The 20,128-nt window shown below is 69.4% G+C and carries 17 protein-coding genes and 3 pseudogenes; 11 read left to right on the top strand and 9 right to left on the bottom strand.

What is annotated here, in order from left to right; translation table 11 throughout:
* Positions 1–3: 3 nt before the first annotated feature.
* The 4 genes and pseudogenes from LUX31_RS23415 (at position 4) to LUX31_RS23400 (ending at position 3,408) form a co-directional block, all read left to right on the top strand.
* The gene (locus LUX31_RS23415; RefSeq protein WP_235476933.1) at positions 4–921 is read left to right on the top strand and encodes an RNA polymerase sigma factor SigF; all 918 of its coding nucleotides are present in this window, start codon (positions 4–6) and stop codon (positions 919–921) included.
* Positions 922–993: 72 nt separating this feature from the next.
* The gene (locus LUX31_RS23410; protein ID WP_235476932.1) at positions 994–1,740 is read left to right on the top strand and encodes a hypothetical protein; all 747 of its coding nucleotides are present in this window, start codon (positions 994–996) and stop codon (positions 1,738–1,740) included.
* 127 nt (positions 1,741–1,867) lie between these two features.
* Positions 1,868–2,151, top strand: a pseudogene (locus LUX31_RS23405) (hypothetical protein); the annotation flags it as partial.
* A 225-nt stretch (positions 2,152–2,376) separates the two neighbouring features.
* A complete protein-coding gene (locus LUX31_RS23400; protein WP_235476931.1) occupies positions 2,377–3,408 on the top strand; it encodes a hypothetical protein in 1,032 nt (343 codons plus the stop codon).
* A 115-nt stretch (positions 3,409–3,523) separates the two neighbouring features.
* Here LUX31_RS23400 and LUX31_RS23395 read toward each other — a convergent pair whose 3' ends face one another.
* Together LUX31_RS23395 and LUX31_RS23390 are read right to left on the bottom strand one after the other, a co-directional pair.
* Positions 3,524–4,309, bottom strand: coding sequence for a GntR family transcriptional regulator (locus LUX31_RS23395; protein WP_235480024.1), 786 nt, complete (start codon positions 4,307–4,309; stop codon positions 3,524–3,526).
* Positions 4,306–4,818 carry a GntR family transcriptional regulator gene (locus LUX31_RS23390; protein WP_235480023.1) on the bottom strand — a complete coding sequence of 171 codons (513 nt, stop codon included), beginning with the start codon at positions 4,816–4,818 and terminating at the stop codon, positions 4,306–4,308. The genes LUX31_RS23395 and LUX31_RS23390 overlap by 4 nt, the downstream gene beginning before the upstream one ends.
* Before the next feature lie 364 nt (positions 4,819–5,182).
* On the opposite strand from LUX31_RS23390, the gene LUX31_RS23385 reads away from it, so the two are divergent.
* Positions 5,183–5,404 (top strand): hypothetical protein, encoded by a 222-nt coding sequence (locus tag LUX31_RS23385; protein ID WP_443045989.1) that lies wholly within the window; start codon positions 5,183–5,185, stop codon positions 5,402–5,404.
* Between the two features lie 303 nt (positions 5,405–5,707).
* On the opposite strand, the gene LUX31_RS23380 is transcribed toward LUX31_RS23385, so the two are convergent.
* Positions 5,708–5,905, bottom strand: coding sequence for a hypothetical protein (locus LUX31_RS23380; RefSeq protein WP_235476930.1), 198 nt, complete (start codon positions 5,903–5,905; stop codon positions 5,708–5,710).
* Positions 5,906–6,106: 201 nt separating this feature from the next.
* Between LUX31_RS23380 and LUX31_RS23375 the strand changes: the two genes are divergently transcribed.
* Genes LUX31_RS23375 through LUX31_RS23365 form a run of 3 tightly spaced genes read left to right on the top strand, consistent with a single transcriptional unit; the run spans position 6,107 to position 9,919 of the window.
* The gene (locus LUX31_RS23375) at positions 6,107–6,571 is read left to right on the top strand and encodes a MarR family winged helix-turn-helix transcriptional regulator (RefSeq protein WP_235476929.1); all 465 of its coding nucleotides are present in this window, start codon (positions 6,107–6,109) and stop codon (positions 6,569–6,571) included.
* A 51-nt stretch (positions 6,572–6,622) separates the two neighbouring features.
* Positions 6,623–9,085, top strand: a complete 2,463-nt coding sequence (locus LUX31_RS23370) for an MFS transporter (protein ID WP_235476928.1) — start codon at positions 6,623–6,625, stop codon at positions 9,083–9,085.
* 6 nt (positions 9,086–9,091) lie between these two features.
* On the top strand, positions 9,092–9,919 hold the full coding sequence (locus tag LUX31_RS23365; protein WP_235476927.1) for a YceI family protein: 828 nt from the start codon (positions 9,092–9,094) through the stop codon (positions 9,917–9,919).
* A 16-nt stretch (positions 9,920–9,935) separates the two neighbouring features.
* Here LUX31_RS23365 and LUX31_RS23360 read toward each other — a convergent pair whose 3' ends face one another.
* Together LUX31_RS23360 and LUX31_RS23355 are read right to left on the bottom strand one after the other, a co-directional pair.
* Positions 9,936–10,325, bottom strand: a complete 390-nt coding sequence (locus tag LUX31_RS23360; RefSeq protein ID WP_235476926.1) for a hypothetical protein — start codon at positions 10,323–10,325, stop codon at positions 9,936–9,938.
* Positions 10,326–10,904: 579 nt separating this feature from the next.
* Entirely contained in the window at positions 10,905–12,476 is a 1,572-nt protein-coding gene (locus LUX31_RS23355) for a hypothetical protein (protein ID WP_235476925.1), read from the bottom strand.
* A 215-nt stretch (positions 12,477–12,691) separates the two neighbouring features.
* Here LUX31_RS23355 and LUX31_RS23350 point away from each other — a divergent pair.
* The 3 genes and pseudogenes from LUX31_RS23350 to LUX31_RS23340 form a co-directional block, all read left to right on the top strand.
* Positions 12,692–12,874, top strand: a pseudogene (locus LUX31_RS23350) (hypothetical protein); the annotation flags it as partial.
* A pseudogene (locus LUX31_RS23345) lies at positions 12,863–13,270 on the top strand (hypothetical protein); the annotation flags it as partial. The pseudogenes LUX31_RS23350 and LUX31_RS23345, both read left to right, overlap by 12 nt.
* 31 nt (positions 13,271–13,301) lie before the next feature.
* On the top strand, positions 13,302–13,772 hold the full coding sequence (locus LUX31_RS23340; RefSeq protein ID WP_235476924.1) for a PPOX class F420-dependent oxidoreductase: 471 nt from the start codon (positions 13,302–13,304) through the stop codon (positions 13,770–13,772).
* Between the two features lie 80 nt (positions 13,773–13,852).
* On the opposite strand, the gene LUX31_RS23335 is transcribed toward LUX31_RS23340, so the two are convergent.
* The 4 genes from LUX31_RS23335 to LUX31_RS23320 form a co-directional block, all read right to left on the bottom strand.
* Positions 13,853–14,632, bottom strand: a complete 780-nt coding sequence (locus LUX31_RS23335) for a TetR/AcrR family transcriptional regulator (RefSeq protein ID WP_235476923.1) — start codon at positions 14,630–14,632, stop codon at positions 13,853–13,855.
* Between the two features lie 128 nt (positions 14,633–14,760).
* Complete coding sequence (locus LUX31_RS23330) at positions 14,761–16,266, bottom strand: MFS transporter (protein ID WP_235476922.1); 1,506 nt, start codon at positions 16,264–16,266, stop codon at positions 14,761–14,763.
* Between the two features lie 96 nt (positions 16,267–16,362).
* Entirely contained in the window at positions 16,363–18,612 is a 2,250-nt protein-coding gene (locus tag LUX31_RS23325; protein ID WP_235476921.1) for an ArnT family glycosyltransferase, read from the bottom strand.
* Complete coding sequence (locus LUX31_RS23320) at positions 18,609–20,117, bottom strand: bifunctional glycosyltransferase family 2/GtrA family protein (RefSeq protein WP_235476920.1); 1,509 nt, start codon at positions 20,115–20,117, stop codon at positions 18,609–18,611. Before LUX31_RS23320 ends, LUX31_RS23325 begins: the two co-directional genes overlap by 4 nt.
* Between the last annotated feature and the right edge of the window lie 11 nt (positions 20,118–20,128).

Raw genomic sequence — 20,128 nt, 5'->3', positions numbered from 1 at the left:
GGCATGTCCGCAGACCAGGGCAGCTCGAAGGTGCTCACGCTCACGAAGAGCGAGTCGGCGCCCGCCGAGCTTCACGACGTCCCGGCCCTCGTAGTGGAGGTCGAGGCAGAGGCAGCCCCGGCCGTCCCGGCCCTCCCGCCGGCTCCGCCGGCCACGGGAGCCATCGACACCCGCACCCTGTCCCGTTCCCTGTTCCTGCGGCTCGCCGCCCTCGACGAGAACAGCCCCGAGCGTGCGTACGTCCGGGACACCCTCATCGAGCTGAACCTCCCCCTCGTGCGGTACGCGGCGGCCCGCTTCCGCTCCCGCAACGAGCCGATGGAGGACATCGTCCAGGTCGGCACGATCGGCCTGATCAAGGCGATCGACCGCTTCGACTGCGAACGCGGCGTCGAGTTCCCGACGTTCGCGATGCCGACGGTCGTGGGCGAGATCAAGCGGTTCTTCCGCGACACCTCGTGGTCGGTGCGCGTCCCGCGCCGCCTCCAGGAACTGCGCCTGGCCCTCACGAAGGCCAGCGACGAACTCGCCCAGAAGCTGGACCGCTCGCCGACGGTCACCGAACTCGCCGCGGTCCTGGGCGTGTCCGAGGAGGACGTCGTCGACGGCCTCGCGGTCGGCAACGCGTACACGGCCTCGTCCCTGGACTCCCCGGCCCCGGAGGACGACGGCGGCGAGGGCTCCCTGGCGGACCGCCTCGGCTACGAGGACACGGCGCTGGAGGGCGTGGAGTACCGCGAGTCCCTCAAGCCGCTGCTGGCCAAACTCCCGCCGCGCGAGCGCCGGATCATCATGCTGCGCTTCTTCGCCAACATGACCCAGTCGCAGATCGGCGAGGAGGTCGGCATCTCCCAGATGCACGTGTCCCGCCTGCTGACCCGGACCCTGTCCCAGCTGCGCGAGGGCCTGATCTCGGACTGAGGCTCCGATGAGGCCCCACTGAGGGGCCTCCTGAGGGTTCACTTCTGACGGAGCATCAGCGACGATGTCGCGATGCTTCGCCCGACCCGTACGACGCATGACCGCCGGGGCACCATCGCCCTGACCACCTCGGCGGCCATCGCGACCTGCACCCTGGCAGGGCTGTTGGTGGCGTGCGGGGGCGGTGACGGACAGGGCGAGGGGTACGCCGCGGTCGAGCACCCGGCGAGCGGCGGTACGGCGGTCGCTCCCACCGGGGAGGTGACGTTCGTACCGTTGGAGGGACGGGAGCGGGAATCCGCGCCGGCCAAGTCCCCCTCGGCGCAGGAGAGTCGGCCGCACCCATCGGCAACAGGCCCAACAGGCCCCGGATCGCCGACTCCTGGAGAAGCGAGCAGCAACTCCACCGGTACGAGCACGAGTTCCCCGTCGGCCATGCCCGCGCCCTCCGAACCGGCGCAGACACCAACACCACTCCCGGTACCAACACCGGAATCGCCGCCGCCCGTCGGTCCCGCCCGTCTGACCACGAGCGCGCCCGTACTCACGCCCACGGACAAACGCTGGTGCGAGAAGGTGACGCTCACCTTCCACAACACCGGTGGCACGCCGGTCCGTTCGGGCACGGTCACCTTCGGCACGCACATCATCGACCTGCTCGGCATCGACTGGGCGACGATCGAGTCGAGGGTGGCGCTGCCTGTGCCGATCGGGGCGGGGGAGACGAGGGAACAGTCCTGGACCGTGTGCGTCGACGCGTGGCGGGTGCCTTGGGGGATGCGGGTGGAGACGCGGGTGGTCGGGGTGGAGTGGGCGTAGGGGGCGACACTGGCCAGCTCGCGCATGCAACTGTCGTGCGTCGCCCTGCCTGGCGCCGGAATTGCAACTGAGCCTGACGTCTGGCAAAGGGACGGGTGATGTCAGAGGCGTCCGGTTGGATGAGCCCGTGACTGTCTATGACGTAGCCCGCCGGCTTCCTGCCATCGCCGACCTGCGGGACCTGTGCCGCTCGCTTGCGATGCTCGATGCGCAACGGGTCGGGAGACGAGTACTCCATCGTGTTCTCGGCGGCCGGAGCCTACGTACGGGGCTTCGGCCACGAATCGCCGATGAGCCCGTATGGCCACGACGGCGAACCTTGGCCAGGAGTGATCGACGATGTCCCGGGGGTCTGTCAAGCCCTTCGCCGAGGAAGCAGCGTTCACCGACGAGGACGGCGTGCCAGCCGTGGCGGAACTTGTGTCGTCGTTGAACGTAAGGGTCACCCAGGCGGACCTGGCCCCGGACATCTCCAAAATCGGCTATCCGCAGGCCCGCTGAGAGTGAAGGGTCTGACCGGCATCGATGCTCGGCGGGCTGAGTCCAGGACGCCTACGGGGTCACTGCTTCAGGCCTGGGGAGAGGCGGCCAGGGGGAGCTGCTCACCGAAACTGTCGACTGCATAGGGTCGCTTCCATGACGAGGACCACACCGCCGCGCCCGCTCGACATCGAGGCGCTCTTCCCCGAGCTGGCCGCGTACCGGGGCACGACGACACGGCTGCACCCGCGGCCGGGAAGTCCGGACGTCTCGGCCAGTTCCGTCGGCGGACCGATGCTGTGGCCGACGGACGAGCCGTGGCCGCTGTGCAGCGAGGTACACGGCCGAGGGCACGGCCGACGCCGTGCGGACATCCACCGGGAACGAGAGGTCCTGGCCGCAGCGTGGGCTCGCGGACCGTCTCAGGGACTCACGGACGAGGAACGGCAGCTCGTTGATGAGCTGCGCCGCAAGCACCGGATTCCGGGTGCCTCCGAGACCGACCCACTGCCGCTGATCGGCCTCGCACAGCTGTTCCGGAGGGACATCCCCGACCTGCCGGCCGGGCCGGGCGGCTGCGACCTGCTCCAGGTGTTCTGGTGCCCTTTCGACGCGCACGGCGCGGGCCGGCACGGCATGCTGCTTCACCTGGTCTGGCGCCGTTCTGCCGACGTCGGCGAGGTACTTGCCTCGCCGCCGCAGCCACAGGTCCTCGGCTACGACGGGTACGTCCCCGAGCCCTGTGTGCTGTACCCGGAGCAGGTGGTCACCTACCCCTTCGCCAGTCTCCTTCCGGAGGAACTGTGCGCCAGGCTCGACACCTGGGAGGAGTCGCTGGAGAAAGAGGCCGAGCAGTCGGAGGACGAAGAAGGTGCCGAGTCGGTCGGCTACCAGTACGACCTGTCCATCCCACCAGGCTGGCGTGTCGGCGGGTACGCGTCCTGGCATGCCACCGACCCGTACCCGATGGACTGCTGGACCTGCGCGACTCCGATGGAACTCCTGCTGACCATTGACAGCTCCGAGTGGGACGGCGGCAGCGGCAGCTGGAAACCGGTTGAAGACCGCGATCTCGATCCACATCCGTACGCCATCCCGACCGAGGTCGTCGTGGGCCGCGCAGGCGAGTTCAACCTCTTCGCCTGCCCCAACGATCCCGGACACTCCCACCGCTGGAGCCTTCAGTAGGTCATGGTCCACAGGTGCTGTCGCTTCTCGTGACGGTCACCTTGCCGGAGGCTCAACAGTGTCGGTCAGTCACCCCCGCACCATGAATCGAGCAGCTTATTCGCAGCTCCTCCAGTCAGGAGAGCGAGGTGAACTCGTACTCCAGCTCGTACAGATGCCCCGCCTTGACCATCACAGTCACCTCGACCGGGCGTTCGTCGGCGCTGTGGACGACGCGCAGGGTGCGCAGGACAGGCAGGTTTCCGGGTAGGCGTAGGGCCGTGGCCTGTTCCTGGGTGGGGACCCGTGCGGAGACTCGGTCGATGCTGCGGTGCGGTGGGTGGCCGAGTTCGGCGAGCAGGGTCGGCGTACCGCCGCGGATTTTGCGGGGTTCGGCGAGTGCGGTGCCTCGGGCCAGGTCGGTGGGGTAGTAGGAGGCGACGAGTTCAACGGGTTCGTCGTCGATGGTGAGGAGTTGGCGGCGCAGGACGGCCGTCGCGCCAGGTGCGAGTTCGAGGGCAGCCGCGACATCGGCCGGTGGAACCTTCTCCGTCACCTCCAGGAGGGTGCTGTGCGCCCGGGAACCGTGCTTCGCGATCTCGGTGAGCCACGGATACTGTTGCCCGGCCTCGGCCCTTGTCATGGAGGCGGCTGCCGGGCGCAGCGTGCGCTGGCGGTGTTCGCGTACGGTCACGGCCGCCCCGGCCCTGCCGACGACCAACTGTTCGTCCTTGAGCAGTTGCAGGGCTTTCTGCACCGTCGCGCTCGACGCGTCGAACCTGTCCTTGAGCTGCGTCGTGGACGGGAGTTTGGCGCCGGGCGCCAGTTCCCCGCTCATGATCTCGTCGCGCAGGTCCGCAGCGATCCGCTCGTGCAGGGAGCGCCGGTCGTCGGCGCCGGTCTCGGTACGGGGCACGGCTATCCGATCCGCAGTTCGTAGCGCAGGCGTTGGCGGTCGGCGGGCATCGTCATCAGGTCGGCCTGGAGGGGGCGGTCCTCGGCGTCCAGGGTGAGCCGGGTCAGCCGTAGGACGGGTTCGTCCGGGCCGACGCGCAGCGCCTGTTGTTCCGCCGCGCTCGGCAGTCCGGCCGTCACGTCCTCACGTACCCGTACGCCCACGTACCCGAGTCGCGCGAGCAAGGTGACGGCTCCACCCGGGATCTTGGCGACGCCGGCGAGCCCGGTGCCTCCGGCGATGTGCACGGGGTAGTACGTGTCCGTCAACTCACAGGGCTCGCCGTCGAGTTCGATCACCCGACGCCGTACGACCACTGCCTCGCCCTCGGCGACACCGAGCAGGCCGGAGACCTCGTCCGAGGCCGGAACCTCCCCCGCGTGGACGATGCGCTGGGTTCCCCTGCGCCCTTTCGCAGCGGCTTCCTCGCTCCAGGCGTCGCCCTGCCCGTTCGCCCGTGGCGCCAGATACGGCATCGAGGTGCTCACCCAGTCGCTTCCACTACCCACGACGTACTCCCCTCGTCGGCGGCCTTCTCGTGCAGCTGCTCCTTCGTACCGTAAGCGACTCGCACAAGACAGCTACCACAGGCCCATCTTGGCACTATTCGCGAATAGCAGTGAGGTTCACGGGGCCGTGCAAGCCTCTCGCCCAAGGCGGTGGTTCTCTGTGCCCTCTTCGCAGCAACGACGATCCTCTGAACTCCGGTCACACACCGCACCGCCCGCACCCCGGTTACTGCCATGGTCGAACACAGAAGGGAATCCGTGCTTCCTGTCCAGCGACGGAACCGGCTACCTGTGGCGCGTCGCGGACGACATCGAGGCGGTACAGCTCGGTATGGCGGGAGAACTCCTCGACCGTGCCGCCGATCTGCTCGACGACGACAGGGTCACCGCAGACCAACTCCGGTTCACGCTGGCCCGGATGAGCGAGTCCCTGCGGGACGTGAAACGCGTCGCGGACAGCCGGGGCGCCCGGTTGCCCGAGGCTGGCGCCACCGAACTCGACCTCGACCCGGACGATGCGATCGGCGCATACGACAGCCCGGAGGAGCGATGACCGGCCGGGGCCACACCTCGCGTCAGCTACAGCCGCCCTGCGAGGTGGCCACACTCCACGCCGAGCACGCGGACCTGCACGGGCAGTGCTCCGGAACGGTCGAACACCGTCTGCCCTGGCAGTCCCCCACCGGGCCGCCCCTGTTCAGCGACCGTTGGGACTGCTCGTGCCACCGAGCCGACAGACCAGCCGGCCGATCGCGTACCGCCCCCGTCCTGGCGGACTGAAGGAACCGACCGACCCGCAGACACGACAAAGCGCGGGACGTCGCTGTCCCGCGCGGGCAAGTCGCCCCGCCCTTCCTTACTTCAGCGCCAGCCAAGCCACCGCCGCGACGACCGCCACGGCGACGACCACGCCGACGATCAGGCCGATGCGGGGGCCCGCCGGGGCCGGGGCCTGGCGGCTGCCGCCCTGGGGGGTCTCGTCGACGAACGCTCGGAACATCTGGGTGCTGCCCGCGGGGTCGTAGTTGCCCTCGGGGCCCTGGGTGTTGGCCATGGTGGGAGACCCTAGCGAACCTGGCGGGGCTCACCCAAGTGGGGCCCCCCTCACCGCTCCCACCTGCGCGTTTACGTTCGCCAATACTTGCCTTTGCCAAGTTTTTAGTCCATCTTCCCCCCTTTTCATTTGCCTGTAGCAACCAATCGTTCTTATGGTTGCCCCAAGCAACAAATAAAGAGGCAGACTTCAGGGGGTGTGATGGCCGAGCAGGCGCAGTACGAGGAGTTGGTGCGTCAGTTCAGTGCCTTCGGGGCCGTGAAGCGGGAGTTGGGGCGGATCATGCCGCCCGAGTGTCCCGGCGGCTCCGCCGCCGTGCTGACGCTGCTCGACCGGCACGGGGACATGCGGATGAGCCGGCTCGCCGAGCTGCTCGCCGTCGACATGTCGGTCACCAGCCGCCATGTCGCCCACGTCGCCGGACGCGGCTGGATCGAACGGCTCCCCGACCCCGCCGACAAGCGCTCCCGCATTCTGCGGCTGACCCCTTCGGGGCACGCGCAGATCGGCGAGCTGTCGCGGCGGACCACCGAACTGCTCGCCCACCGGCTCGCCGACTGGAGCGACGAGGAGATCGGACAGCTCGTCCGGCTCATGGCGCGGCTCCGGGACAGCTTCGGCGCCCACGCCCACTCCCACGCCCACCAGACGACGCAGCACACGTAGATGACGTACACGCAGAAGACGTACACGCGCGGAAACAGACAAGGAAGCTCAATGGCAACGACCACACCGGCCGGTGTGCGGGCTCACGCCAAGCACGGGGGAGGCTCCCACGGCTCCGCCGACGGCCCGCCGATGTCGCACCGGCAGATCATGGAAGCGCTGACCGGGCTGCTGCTCGGCATGTTCGTCGCGATCCTGTCGTCGACGATCGTCTCCAACGCCCTGCCCGACATCATCAAGGACCTCGGCGGCGGCCAGAACGCCTACACCTGGGTCGTGACCGCGTCGCTGCTCGCGATGACCGCGTCCACCCCGCTGTGGGGCAAGCTCGCCGACCTCTTCTCCAAGAAACTGCTGATCCAGCTCGCGCTCGTCATCTTCGTGCTCGGGTCGGCCGCAGCCGGTCTCTCCCAGAACGCCGCCATGCTCATCGGCTTCCGTGCCGTGCAGGGCATCGGCATGGGCGGTCTGTCCGCCCTCGCGCAGATCATCCTCGCCGCGATGATCTCCCCGCGTGAGCGCGGACGCTACAACGGCTACCTCGGCGCCACGTTCGCGACCGCGATGGTCGGCGGCCCGCTGATCGGCGGTGTCATCACCGACACCAGCTGGCTCGGCTGGCGCTGGTGCTTCTACGTCGGCGTCCCCTTCGCCGTCATAGCCCTCATCGTGCTCCAGCGGACCCTGCACCTGCCCGTCGTCAAGCGTCAGGCCAAGGTCGACTGGTTCGGCGCCTTCTTCATCACCTCGGCCGTCTGCCTGCTGCTGGTCTGGGTGACCTTCGCCGGCGACAAGTACGACTGGGTGTCCTGGCAGACGTACGCGATGGTCGGTGGCACGGTCGCGCTGCTCGGGATCTTCGTCCTCGTCGAGTCGAAGGCCAGCGAGCCGATCATCCCGCTGCGTCTCTTCCGCAACCGCACGATCACCCTCGCCTCGCTCGCCTCGCTCTTCGTCGGCATCGCGATGTTCGCGGGCACCATCTTCTTCAGCCAGTACTTCCAGCTGGCCCGCGACAAGTCGCCGACCATGTCCGGCGTCATGACGATCCCGATGATCGCCGGCCTGTTCGTCGCCTCGACCATCTCCGGCCAGGTCATCACCCGTACCGGACGCTGGAAGGCCTGGCTGCTCGCGGGTGGTGTGCTGGTCACGGCCGGACTGGGCCTGCTGGGCACCCTGCGCTACGACACCCCCTACTGGCACGTCGCCATCTACATGGCCCTGCTCGGGCTCGGCGTCGGCATGATGATGCAGAACCTGGTGCTGTGCACGCAGAACCAGGTCGACCCCTCCGACCTGGGCGTCGCCAGCTCCGTCGTCACCTTCTTCCGCTCCCTCGGCGGCGCGATCGGCGTCTCGGCGCTCGGCGCGGTCCTCAGTCACCGGATCGCCGACCACCTCAAGGACGGTCTGGCCACCCTCGACCCGAAGTACGCCTCGGCGCTCTCCGGTTCCACCTCCAACACGATCCCCGACCTCGACGGCCTGCCCGCGCCGCTGCGCACGGTCATCGAGGGCGCGTACGGCCACGGCATCGGCGACGTCTTCCTCTACGCCGCCCCGGCCGCCCTCCTCGCGCTCGTCTTCTCCGTCTTCATCAAGGAGGTCCCGTTGCGGACGAAGGGCGCGTTGGCGCAGGCGGCGGAGGAGAACGGTTCGGTTCCCACTCCGGTTGCGGAGACCGCTGCGGCGATGGAGAAGGTGCCCGCCGCCGTCGCCACGGTTGCCGACGACTCACCCGCCTCGGGCGGGATTCCGGTACGCGGTCACGTGCGCGGTGCCGAGAGCGCGCCCGTTCCACAGGCCGCCGTCACGCTGATCTCCCTCTCCGGACGTCAGCTGGGCCGCGCGGTCGCACAGGGCGACGGCGGCTACGCGCTGGACGCGCCGGGCACGGGCTCGTACGTCCTGATCGCCTCGGCGGACGGGTTCCAGCCGCAGGCCTCGACCATCGTCGTGAACGGCGAGCCGGTCTCGTACGACATCCTGCTCAGCGGCACGAGCGGGCTCAGCGGGCTGGTGCGGGCCACCGAGTCCGGGTCGCCCGTCAAGGACGCGATGGTCGTCGTGACCGATGTGCGCGGGGACGTGCTGGCCACCGGGACCACCGGTGAGCAGGGCGAGTTCACGTTCGCCGAGCTGGTGCCGGGTGTCGTGACGATCGCCGTGAACGCCACCGGGTACCGGCCGCGGGCGCTGCCCGTCGAGGTCGGCGGCGCCGGGGTCACCCGGGTCGAGGTGGAACTCGCCTCCGGGGCGCACGTCCAGGGTGTCGTACGGGCGCCGCACGGGCCGCTCGGGGACGCGCGGGTCACGCTCGTCGACGCGGCGGGCAACGTGGTCGGCACGTCGACGACCGGAGCGGACGGGGCGTACGCCTTCACCGATCTGGACAGCGGCGAGTACACGGTCATCGCGACCGGCTACCCGCCGGCGGCCACCGCCCTGACCGTCACCGGCAACGGAACCGACGGCCACGACATCGAACTCGCCCACCCGGGCGGGGAGTAGCGCGACATGGGCCTCAACGCACGGGTTCTGACGCGCGACGGGTGGGCCGTCTCGCACGCCGTCGTCACCGTGACCGACATGACCGGGCAGCAGGTGCTGCGGGCCGGGGCCGACGCGGACGGGGTCGTGCGCGACGCGACCCCGCTCGCGCCCGGCGCGTACACCGTGATCGTGACGGCCGTCGGGTACGCGCCCACCGCGTCCAGCGCGATCGTGACGGCGAGCGGGCGGACCGAGGTCGGGACGGTCACCCTGGCCCGCCTCGGCGGCGGCGCCGAACTGCCGCCGCCGGGGCCGTGGACCGTCGACCCGGCCCACTCGTCCGTCGGGGCGGTCGCCCAGCACCTGGGCATCTCCAGCGTGCACGGACGGTTCACCGAGTTCACGGCGACGATCGAGATCGTGCCCGACGAGGTGGCCAAGTCCCGGGTGGAGGCGGTCATTTCGGCCGCCTCGATCGACACGGGGAACGCGATGCGGGACGATCACCTGCGGTCCGCCGACTTCCTGGACGTGGAACGCCACCCGGAGATCACGTTCCACTCGACGGGGCTCACCCCGGCCGCCGGGACCGACCGCTGGACCGTCCACGGCGAGCTGAGCATGCGCGGTGTCGTACGGCCCGTCGACCTCGACCTCGCCTACCTCGGCACCGGCGCCGACCCATGGGGCGGCACGCGAGCCGCCTTCCGGGCGACGACCAAGCTGCGGCGCGAGGACTTCGCCATGAACTACAACCAGGTGGTACGGGCGGGGATCGCGGCGATCGGGACGACGTTGCGGGTGGAGATCGACGTTCAGGCGGTGCAGGGGGACGCGCTGCCGACGGCGTGACTGACTGAGACCCGGGCTACAGGAGGCGGAGCAGGCGGGGCGGAACGAAGAGGTGCCGGGCTCGGTGTTCCTCGGCGTTCATCACGGCGGCGGGCATCCAGTCGGGCCGTCCGTCCGCCTTCACCAGGGCCTCCTGGCGTTCGGCGCAGGTCGCGCAGGCGGGATCCCACGGGGGCAGCAACTCGGCGTGCGCGTCGGCGAGATGACGGCCGAGCCTGATCTGCGTCCCCAGGACGCTGTCGGTGAAGTCCCAGTCGACGGAGGAGTCCTCGGCCGTCAACCCGGCCACTTCGGCCTGGACGTGGCGCATCTCCTCGTAGAGCCGGACGCAGTCGGCGCAGTCCCACATCCAGTCGGGGAGTAGGGGCCACTGGTCCGCGCTGCCGTCGTTCTCACCGTTGTCCATACTGTGCTCCCCGCCCCCAGGCTTGCGTTGTCCGTTGTCCGTTGTCCGTCCGCTCGGATCCTTCTCCAGAACCGGCCGGTCCCACTCACCCTCCCACCTCGAACCACAGCAACTTCCCGGCACCGCGGTCCAACAGGCCGTCCCCCAGGGGCCAGAGGAGGGGATACGCGGGTAACTGTCCCAGAGTCCGACGCGGAGACGTCCGTCAGCTCTACGGCGTCGAGGATTTCGGGCCTGCCGTGGCTGTCCAGCACGGACCGTACGGTCATACATGCGACCCGTGCCGCGCGCGGGTCGTGGGTGCGCGCCCTGCGTACCTCAACTCCTTGGGCTGCGAGGCCGGCGACGACCCGTAGCCACGGCCGGCACTCCGGGTCGCTCTCGTCGTGAACCTGTGCTCGGACGCGTTCGAGGCCGTCTGGGCACTGGCTGTGCCACATGCGGATTACGAACTCGCCTGATCTCAGCTTCGATGTCGACGCGGGCACACGTGGGCAGCGACGGGATGTGGACGACTGCGTCGAGACAGCCACGGCCCCCGCCGCCCTGTCGACCCCCCGGTAGCCGGCCCGCTCCAGGTCACCCCGAGGCCAGCTGCTCCGCTATCTCCGCGATCCAACCGGAGGTCTTCGCCGGGTCGTTGAGGGTCTCGGCCCAGGCGTCCGGCTCCAGCTTGTGCTTGGCGGGGCCGGATTTGAGGGCGATGAGCAGGGACCTGGCGGACTCCCGCATCTCGGCCGTGGTGTTCCCGGAGATGGCGGGACCCGCCGCCAGGGCGTAGATCTCGCGCGCCATTGCCTGACGTTCGCCCTTCGACACCTTCTTCCAGAACTTCATCGCGTGCTGCAGCGACTCCTTGCGGGAGGCGGCCTCCGCCGGGGTCTCGCCCTGCGGCGCCCAGCGCTCGGGGTGGTGGACCTCTTCGTAGCGCTTCGTGGCGGCGCGGAGCGCCTTGTACATGGTGACGCCGAGGACGAGACCGGCCCCGGCCCCGGCGAGGCCCCATCCGACCGGGTTGCTCGCCAGCCCGACTGTTCCCGCCGCGACCGCCGTCACGACCCCGGCCGCGGCCTTGACGGACTCGCCCCCGCCGCCGGCCGCCTCCTTGCCGATCTTGGTGAGCTGCTTCTTCTTCGCGTACTCCTGCACCTTGCTCAGCTGTTCCACGTCGTTCTCGGCGTGCTGGAGGTTCTCGGCGGCGTCACGGGCCTCATCCATCGCCTCCAAGGCGGCGTCGATGCCCTCGGAAAGGAGCTCCAGCCGTCCCGGGCCCTCATGCTCCCAGTAGGCGTCCAGCGCGACGTAAGCCTCCGCTGCGGCCCAGTTGGCCTGCATGCGCGACTCGTTCAGCCGTGCCAGTGACTCCGCCTGGACGAGGCGGGGATCTCCCAGGTTTTTGATCTGCTTGTACTTGCCGGCTGCTCCCCCGATGCGGAAGGCGGACCGCGTGGCCTTGATCACGCCGATGGAAGCGCTGGCGATACCGCTCGCCTCGGATGACACCGCGGCGTCCGCCGCCTTCTGGACCTTGGTCACCTCCTTGGCGATGGCGGCGCTGTAGCTTCCCGAAGCGGCGGCGCCGACGACCGTGTCAGCGCCCTTGGTCTTGGCTTTCTTCTTCGCCTTGTGGTGGTCGGCCCCGGTCTCGTGCTTCTGGGCGTCCTTCATGTTCTTGTACGCGTCCATGCCGTTGACCACGGTGCCGGCGGCCTCCGTGAGGAGGTTGCCCGACGCTGCGGAGGTCCCCGAGGCGGCGGCGGAGTGCTTGAGGCCCTCGTTGGCCGCGACGGCGGCCTGCTGGGTGAGAGCCGCGTTGGTGGGGGTCTGGAAGCCCTTGATGAAGGTGTCGATGGGTTCGAGATTCTTCTTGAACCTGTCGAGGAGCGCGGCGATCCGGTCGCGATAGTCCTTCTTCTTCGCTCCGGGGGACGCGTCGCCGTTCGCCGCCGCATCCCCTCTCTCGGTGTCCCGGACGCGCTGCACCACCGCGGTCGTGGCCCGGTTGCCGGCGCGGGACTGCATCTCCAGGAGGGCGCGCTCCAGCGGGCGTGCGGACGTACTCCCGGTCCGGCTCCCTCCCTCACGGTGCCGGGCCGACGTCAGGACGGCTGCGGACTGCCGTGTCGAGGTGCGGTGGATCGGCGTACTCATCGATGTACCTCTCCTGTGCCGGACCGGGCGAGGCGAGGGTAGCCAGACCTGGCCAACAGGAGGGGTACGGCGGAGAAATTCCCCACGGACGCTGTGGGGCGCGTGTGGTGGATGCCGCCCGGTATGCACTCGCTCAGCAAGTAGGACGTGCCCCCGCAACACCTCGTCGCGGTCTTTGGCCTGCTGTATCCATGGGCAGGCGGGCCACCACGGTCATCTTCCGGTATCCACCCGTGCCGGGTCTGGTTCCTTCGCTGCCCGTGAAGGCGTGCGGCGGTCCCTGCACCGAGGGGTGCGTGACGCCGGCCCGGATCGGTGAGGACACGTGGGCCCTCGGTGACAGCAAACGGCCTGACGCGCAGCCGCTGCGGTTCACCACCGCGGAGTTGGACGCGGCCCCGCATCCCGAGCCGCCCCCGGCCAGGAGCAGGCCGGAACTGGTCCAGCGCCACCGGGAAGTGTCGGCGGAGTTCCCCACCGTCGATCTGCCGCCGCTGGAAACCGCGTACTGGCTGATCAAACCGCCTTCACTGGTGCGCGGCACCTGGGACGAGGCGAAGGAAGCGGCGTCCTGGCTCGGAGGGGCACTGGCTGAGCACGCGCACCGGTTCGCCCGCGCGTACGACCGGTACGCCACCCGGCTGGCCACGCTGGTCGACTCGGCGGCCGAGCGCCTGGAGTCCGGCAGAGATGTGTCGTACGGCTTCCACCTCGAACATCCCTCGTACCTTTCCCTGGCGGTGGTGACCTGTTCGCCGAACCACTCGAAGCCCGGGCTGGCCTGTCCGGCCAGCCCTGCATCCCCTCTGCGCCTAGGCTGGCCGTATGGCACCGAACATCGCTACGAACACCTCTGTGTCCCTGGACGAGCTGCTCGACTTCGTGCGGCCCCGCCACCGGGCGATCCTCCTCACCCGGCGTGCGGACGGGTCCCCGCAGGCCTCGCCGCTGACCTGCGGGGTCGACGACTCGGGGCGGGTCGTCGTGTCGACGTACCCCGAGCGCGCCAAGACGCGCAACGCCAAGCGGGACGAGCACGTCAGCCTGCTCGTCCTGAGCGACGACTGGAACGGGCCGTGGGTCCAGATCGACGGGACGGCGGAGGTCATCGACTCTCCGGAGGCTGTCGAGCCGCTTGTGGAGTACTACCGGAACATCGCGGGGGAGCATCCGGACTGGGACGAGTATCGCGCCGCGATGGTGAAGCAGGGTAAATCGATTATTCGGGTTACTCCGGTGAAGTGGGGGCCCGTTGCCACGGGTGGGTTCCCGGCGCGGCTTGCTCCGCAGGAGTAGGGGGCGCCTATTGGGGTGGGGGTTCTGTTCGGATTCGGCTGCGGCGTCGTCGTGGTTGATCGCGCAGTTCCTCGCGCCCCTTACGGGGTCTCCTTCAAGTTGGTTTTCACCATCGCCTCGATCCCTGCCACCAGCAGCTCCAGGGCGAAGTCGAAGTCCCGTTCTCGCATCTCCTCCACCGTGCCGCCGCCCCGCGCCGCCATCATGTCCGCCGACTCCTGGATGAACTCGGCGGTCTCCGGGGCGGCACCGACAGCGCTCATGGCGTGCCGGAAATAGGCGTCCTGGGTCATGCCGGCGTCCACGCAGCGGGCGATGAAGTGGCCCTCGACCGTGCCGAAGCCGTACACGAACTGGAAGACGGCGGCGATGGCGCCCGTCAGCCCTCGCGGGGGCAGGCCGGTGCGGCGGAGCACGCGCTGGACGACACGCGAGAAGGCCTGCGAGTGCGGGCCGATGTTGAGGTAGGTACCGGCCAGCGGCGACACCCAGGGGTGGCGGACCAGCAGGGAGCGGTACTCGCCGGCCAGCACGCGCAACTGGTCGCGCCAGTCCTCGCCCTCAGCCTCCGGGTCGGGCAGGCGCAGTTCGGCGGAGGCCGCGTCGAGGGCGAGTTCGAGCAGGTCGTCCTTGGTGTCGACGTACCAGTACACGGACATCGCCGTCACGTTCAGCTCGGCGGCGAGACGGCGCATGGAGAACTTCGCCAGCCCCTCCGCGTCCAGCAGACGGACGGTCACCTCGGTGATCCGGTCGCGGTCCAGCCCCGAGGGCTGCCCACCCCGGCCACTGTTACTCCGACGCGTCTTCCCTTCGAGCCACACACTGGTCCGCGCAGGCCGTTCAACTGCCTTCGCCATGGCGCGCCTTCCGATACGTACGTTCACTTGCAAAGATGCTAGGCCGCAGCCGACCTTAAGGGGCGCGGGGAACTGCGCGACCAGCCACGACGAACCCGCACCCGCAATCGAACAGAACCCCCGAGCTATTAGGCGACCACACCCACCTCGGACTCTGCCCGTTCCGCCCTGCGCAACAACACCGCCGCAACAACCCCACCCAGCAACACAGCCACCGCCCCCACCAACTGACTGGTCTCCAGCCCAGAAGCAAACGCCTCCGTAATCCGAACCCTCTCCGCCGCCGACCCCGCCTCCGCCAACGCCCCCGGCAGGGAAACCGCCGCCACCGAAACCAGCGCCGCGAACCGCGAGTTCAGCACCGCGCCCAGCACCGCGACCCCCAGCCCCTGCCCGAACTCCGCCACCGTGCCGTTGATCCCCGCCCCGACGCCCGCCTTCTCCGGCGGGATCGAGCTCATGATCGCGTGTGCCATCGCCGGGCTCGCCACCGCGGCGCCCGTTCCGATCAGCAGCAGGCCCAGCAACGTACCCGCGTAACCGCCGGAGGCAACCGTCGCGATGGAGACCAGGCCCGCCGCCATCGCCGTCATGCCCAGCCCGATGGCGAGCGGGGTGCCGAGCCTGGCCGACCATTTCGCCGCCACGCCGGTGAAGTTGAGGGCGACGATCGCGAGGGCGAGCGGCGCCGTGCGCAGCCCGGCCTCCAGAGGGCCGTACCCGAGCACGAACTGCATGTGCTGGGTGAGGAGGAAGAGGGAGCCGCCCATCCCGAAGGTGATGAGCACCGCGCCCGCGACCGCGCCCGTGAACCGGCGGTTCCGGAAGAAGTGCATGTCGAGCATGGGGTACGGGATCCGGCTCTCCCAGTACGCGAAGGCGCCCAGGACGACGATCGCGACCGTCGCCGGAGCCAGTACGCGGCCGGACGTCCAGCCGTGCTCGGGGCCGGAGATGATCGCGAAGACCAGCGAGGACATGCCGATCGTCGAGAGCACCGCACCTATCAGGTCAGGGCGGTCGCCTGTCGGGTTCTTCGACTCGGGGACCAGCGCCACGACCGCCACCAAACCCAGCGCCGCCACCGGGATGTTGATCAGGAAGATCGCGCCCCACCAGAAGTGGTTCAGCATGAAGCCGCCGATGAGCGGGCCCGTGGCGAAGCCGAGGGAGTTGACCGCGGCCCAGATGCCGATGGCCTTCGGCTGTTCCTCGGGCGTGAAGATCTGCATCGCCACGGCGAGGGTGGTCGTCATCAGCAGTGCGCCGCCGACGCCCATCCCGGCGCGCGCCGCGATCAACTGGCCGGTGCTGTCGGCAAGGCCGGCGACCAGTGAGCCCACGCCGAACAGGACCAGGCCCGCGACCAGCATCCTCTTGCGGCCGTAGCGGTCGGCCGCGCTGCCGGCGGTGAGCAGCAGGCCCGACTGGACCAGCGAGTACGCGTTGATCATCCACTGGATGTCGGAGGTGGAGGCGCCCAGCTCCCGGGTGAGGGAGGGGATCGCGACGTTCAGGACGGTGTTGTCGAGCAGCACGGTGAGCTGCGCGAGACAGATGACACCGAGGATCAGCCAGCGCTGGGGGTGGCCCTGAGCCTGGTCCGGGAGGGTGCCCTGGGGGGACGTAGACATGCTGTACACCGTAGAACAGTTCCTGTACGGCGTACAACAAAAACAAAGTGGTGGCCCGGAGCGAGATCGCTCCGGGCCACCACCAGGGAAAAACGGTCAGCTGCTGGTCGTCGGCTGCGTCAGGTCGTAGAAGGTGGCCGAACCCACCGTCACTTCCTTGAAGTTGCTCTCGACCCACGAGCTGATCTGCGACGACGTGCTCGTCGTGCTGCTGCTGCCGCCCGTGCCGCCGCCGGAGCCGCTGGAGATGAAGTAGTGGATCTTGCCGTCCTCCACGTACTTCTTGAACTCGGCCAGCGTCGGGGACGGGTCGGTGCCGTTGAAGCCGCCGATCGCCATCACCGGGTCACCGGTGGCCAGCTGGTAGCTCGCCGCGTTCTGCGCGCCGATGGCCGCCGCCGCCCAGGTGTATTGACTGGCGTTCTTCTCCAGCAGGGCCTTGGCCTCGCTGGTGACGCTGGCGCCGTTGAGCAGACCGCCCACGCCACCGCCGCCGCCCATGCCGCCACCCTCGCCGGTCGTACCGCCGGGCATGCCGCCCTGCTGGTTGCCCTGGCTCTGGGTGTTGCCGTTGCCCTGGCTCTGGCCGTTGCCGCCGCCGGGGAAGCCGCCGCCGTTGCTGTTGCCGTTGCCGCCGGTCGGGGGCTGGCCCATGCCGCCACCGCCCTGCTGGTTGCCCTGGGTGTTGCCGTTGCCGTTCTGCTGGCCGCCCATGCCGCCACCGCCGCCACCGCCGCCAGGACCGCCGCCCATACCGCCACCACGACCGCCCGACACGGACGGACCGGCCGTGACGATCGAGCCGGTGTGGCCCTCGTTGAGGGTGGTGAGGGAGTACGCCGTCGGTCCTGCCAGCGCCGTGACGAAGCTCAACCCGACGACCGCGAGGGCCAGTTGACGCCCGAGCTTGTTGATGAAGATCAGGCCCAGCGCGGCCACCAGACCGCCCACCAGCACGAGCCACTTCAGCCAGGGCAGGTAGTCGGAGGAGCGGTTGAGGAGAACGTAACCCCAGACCGCGGTCGCCGTCATGGCACCCGCGAGCGTCAGCGACGCCCACATCTTGTCCCGTTCCCGCCAGAGCAGGGCCGCGCCGATACCGATCAGCGGCGCGATGTACGGGGCGAGGGCGACCGTGTAGTACTCGTGGAAGATGCCCTGCATGAAGCTGAAGACCACCATGGTGATCAGCAGCGAGCCGCCCCACAGGAGGAGCGCGGCGCGGACGCCGTCCGTGCGCGTGGCCTTGCGGCCGGCCCAGATGCCCGCGACGAGCAGGATCAGCGCGGCCGGGATCAGCCAGGAGATCTGGCCGCCGATGCTGGAGCTGAACATCCGGTCCCAGCCGGTCTCGCCCCACTGGCCGCTGCTGCCACCACCGCCACCGCCGCCGACGCTGCCGGTCTCCTCGCCGTTGATACGGCCAAGTCCGTTGTAGCCGAAGGTCAGTTCAAGGAACGAGTTGTTCTGCGAGCCGCCGATGTAGGGGCGCGAGGACGCCGGCCACAGTTCGACGATCGCGACCCACCAACCGCCCGCGACGACCATCGCGAGACCGGCGGCCAGCACCTGTCCGATACGCCTGCGCACACTGGTCGGCGCGAAGATCACATAGACCAGGGCGAGGACCGGCAGGATCAGGAAGGCCTGGAGCGTCTTGACCAGGAAGGCGAAACCGATCGCCGTACCCGCCCAGAGCAGCCACTTCGTCTCGGCCTTCTCCATGGCGCGCTGGGTCGCGTAGACCGCGGCGGCCATGAGGAGCGCGAGGAGCGCGTCCGGGTTGTTGAAGCGGAACATCAGCGCGGCGACGGGCGTCAGCGCGAAGACCGCCATCGTGAGGAAACCGGCCGTGGCGCTGAACCGGCGCCGCACGGACGCGTACAGCACACCCGCCGTGGCGACGGCCATCAGGACCTGCGGGAACAGGATCGCGAAGGAGTTGAGGCCGAAGACCTTGACCGACAGCGACATCGGCCAGAGGGAGGCCGGGGGCTTGTCGACGGTGATGGCGTTGGCCGAGTCGAGGGAGCCGAAGAAGAAGGCCTTCCAGGACTGGCTGCCGGCCTGAACCGCCGCCGAGTAGAAGGAGTTGGCGTATCCGGAAGCGGTCAGGTTCCAGCAGTACAGCGCGCCGATCACCAGCAGCGTGGCGAGGAACGCGGGCCGTACCCACCGGTTGTCCTCGGGCCGCCCGCGCCACAGTCTGTGCACGAAGGGCTGCTTGGGCTCACCGGAGGAGGGAGCCGGCACTGCGGTGTCCGTAACAACCGTCTGCTGTACGGCTGTTGAGTCCGGTGAGTCCGGCGGCGGATAGGTGGTCTGATCGAAGTGAGCGGTGGTCATCGCGAGTTCCTCGGATCCTGGCTGTCGTGCGGGCGCACCGGCCGGAGCCGCGTGGTCGGGTCCCCCCAGATGCTCTCCGCGACATCACCGGCGCGGAACTGGTCAGTGGGGTAAGGGGAGTTGCCGTACGAGGCGTGGTCGTACGAGCCATTGCCGTACTGCGAGTTGTTGTACGAAGTGTTGGTGTACTGGCCCGTGTTGTAGGCCTGGTACGTGGGCGAACTCGGTGTGTGCGAGGCCACGACGGTCGAGGCCGCCGGCTCGTCGCGCTGGTCCGGGAACACCCAGGCCCTGAAGAGCAGGAACCGCAGCACCGTCGCCGCGAGGTTGGCGGCGATGAGCACCGCCAGTTCCGTGGAGTGACCGGGGTCGCTGGTCGCCGCGTTGAGGGCGGCGAGCGAGCCGCTGGTCAGGGCGAGTCCGATGCCGAAGACGACCAGGCCCTGCGCCTGGTGGCGGACGGCACCGCCCTTGCCGCGCACCCCGAAGGTCAGCCGCCGGTTGGCCGCGGTGTTCGCGACGGCGGAGACCAGCAGCGCGAGCGCGTTGGCGATCTGCGAGTCGGCGAAACCCCGGAAGGCGCTGTAGAGCAGCAGGTAGAAGAGGGTCGACATCCCGCCGACCACACAGAACCCGACGAGCTGGCGGGCCAGCCCCTTGGGTACGTCCTTGATGTCGCGGTCGCGCGGGTCGTCGCCGAAGGGCCGGGCGAGCCGGTCCAGCGGAAGCGAACCGGAGGCCAGGGCCTTGCCCACCCGCACCACCCCCTTCAGGTCGTCGGTCGCCGTCTTGACGATGTGGACGGTCGAGTTCGGGTCGTCGACCCAGTCGACCGGCACCTCGTGGATGCGCAGTCCGGCGCGCTCGGCGAGCACCAGCATCTCGGTGTCGAAGAACCAGCCGGTGTCCTCGATGAGCGGCAGCAGGATCTGGGCGACATCACGCCGGATGGCCTTGAATCCGCACTGCGCGTCGGAGAAGCGGGCCTGCAGCGAGCCGCGCAGGATCAGGTTGTACGTCCGGCTGATGAACTCCCGCTTGGCACCGCGCACGACGCGCGAGGAGCGGGCGAGCCGGGAGCCGATCGCGAGGTCCGAGTGACCGGAGATCAGCGGTGCCACCAGCGGCAGCAGGGCGTTGAGGTCGGTGGAAAGGTCGACGTCCATGTAGGCGAGGATCGGCGCGTCGGACGCGGACCACACTGTCCGCAGGGCGCGTCCGCGCCCCTTCTGCTCCAGCCGGAAGGACCTGACCTCCGGAATCTCCGCCTCCAGCCGCGCGGCCACCTGAGGGGTGGTGTCCGTCGACGCGTTGTCCGCCACCGTGATGCGGAACGCGTACGGGAACGTGCGCTTGAGGTGCTCGTGCAGTCTGAGCACGCATGGCTGGAGGTCCTTCTCCTCGTTGTAGACGGGGATCACTACGTCCAGGACAGGCGTACCGGCGTCTCCGGCCGGGAGGTGCTCCCGCGCCGGCAGAGTGCCGGGAGAAGAGTCGGTTCGCATAGGACCGACTT

The sequence above is a fragment of the Streptomyces sp. GQFP genome, assembly GCF_021545335.1.
GTDB lineage: Bacteria > Actinomycetota > Actinomycetes > Streptomycetales > Streptomycetaceae > Streptomyces.
Note: the sequence above shows the minus strand (reverse complement) of the source record. Positions and strands in the feature narration are given on the sequence as shown.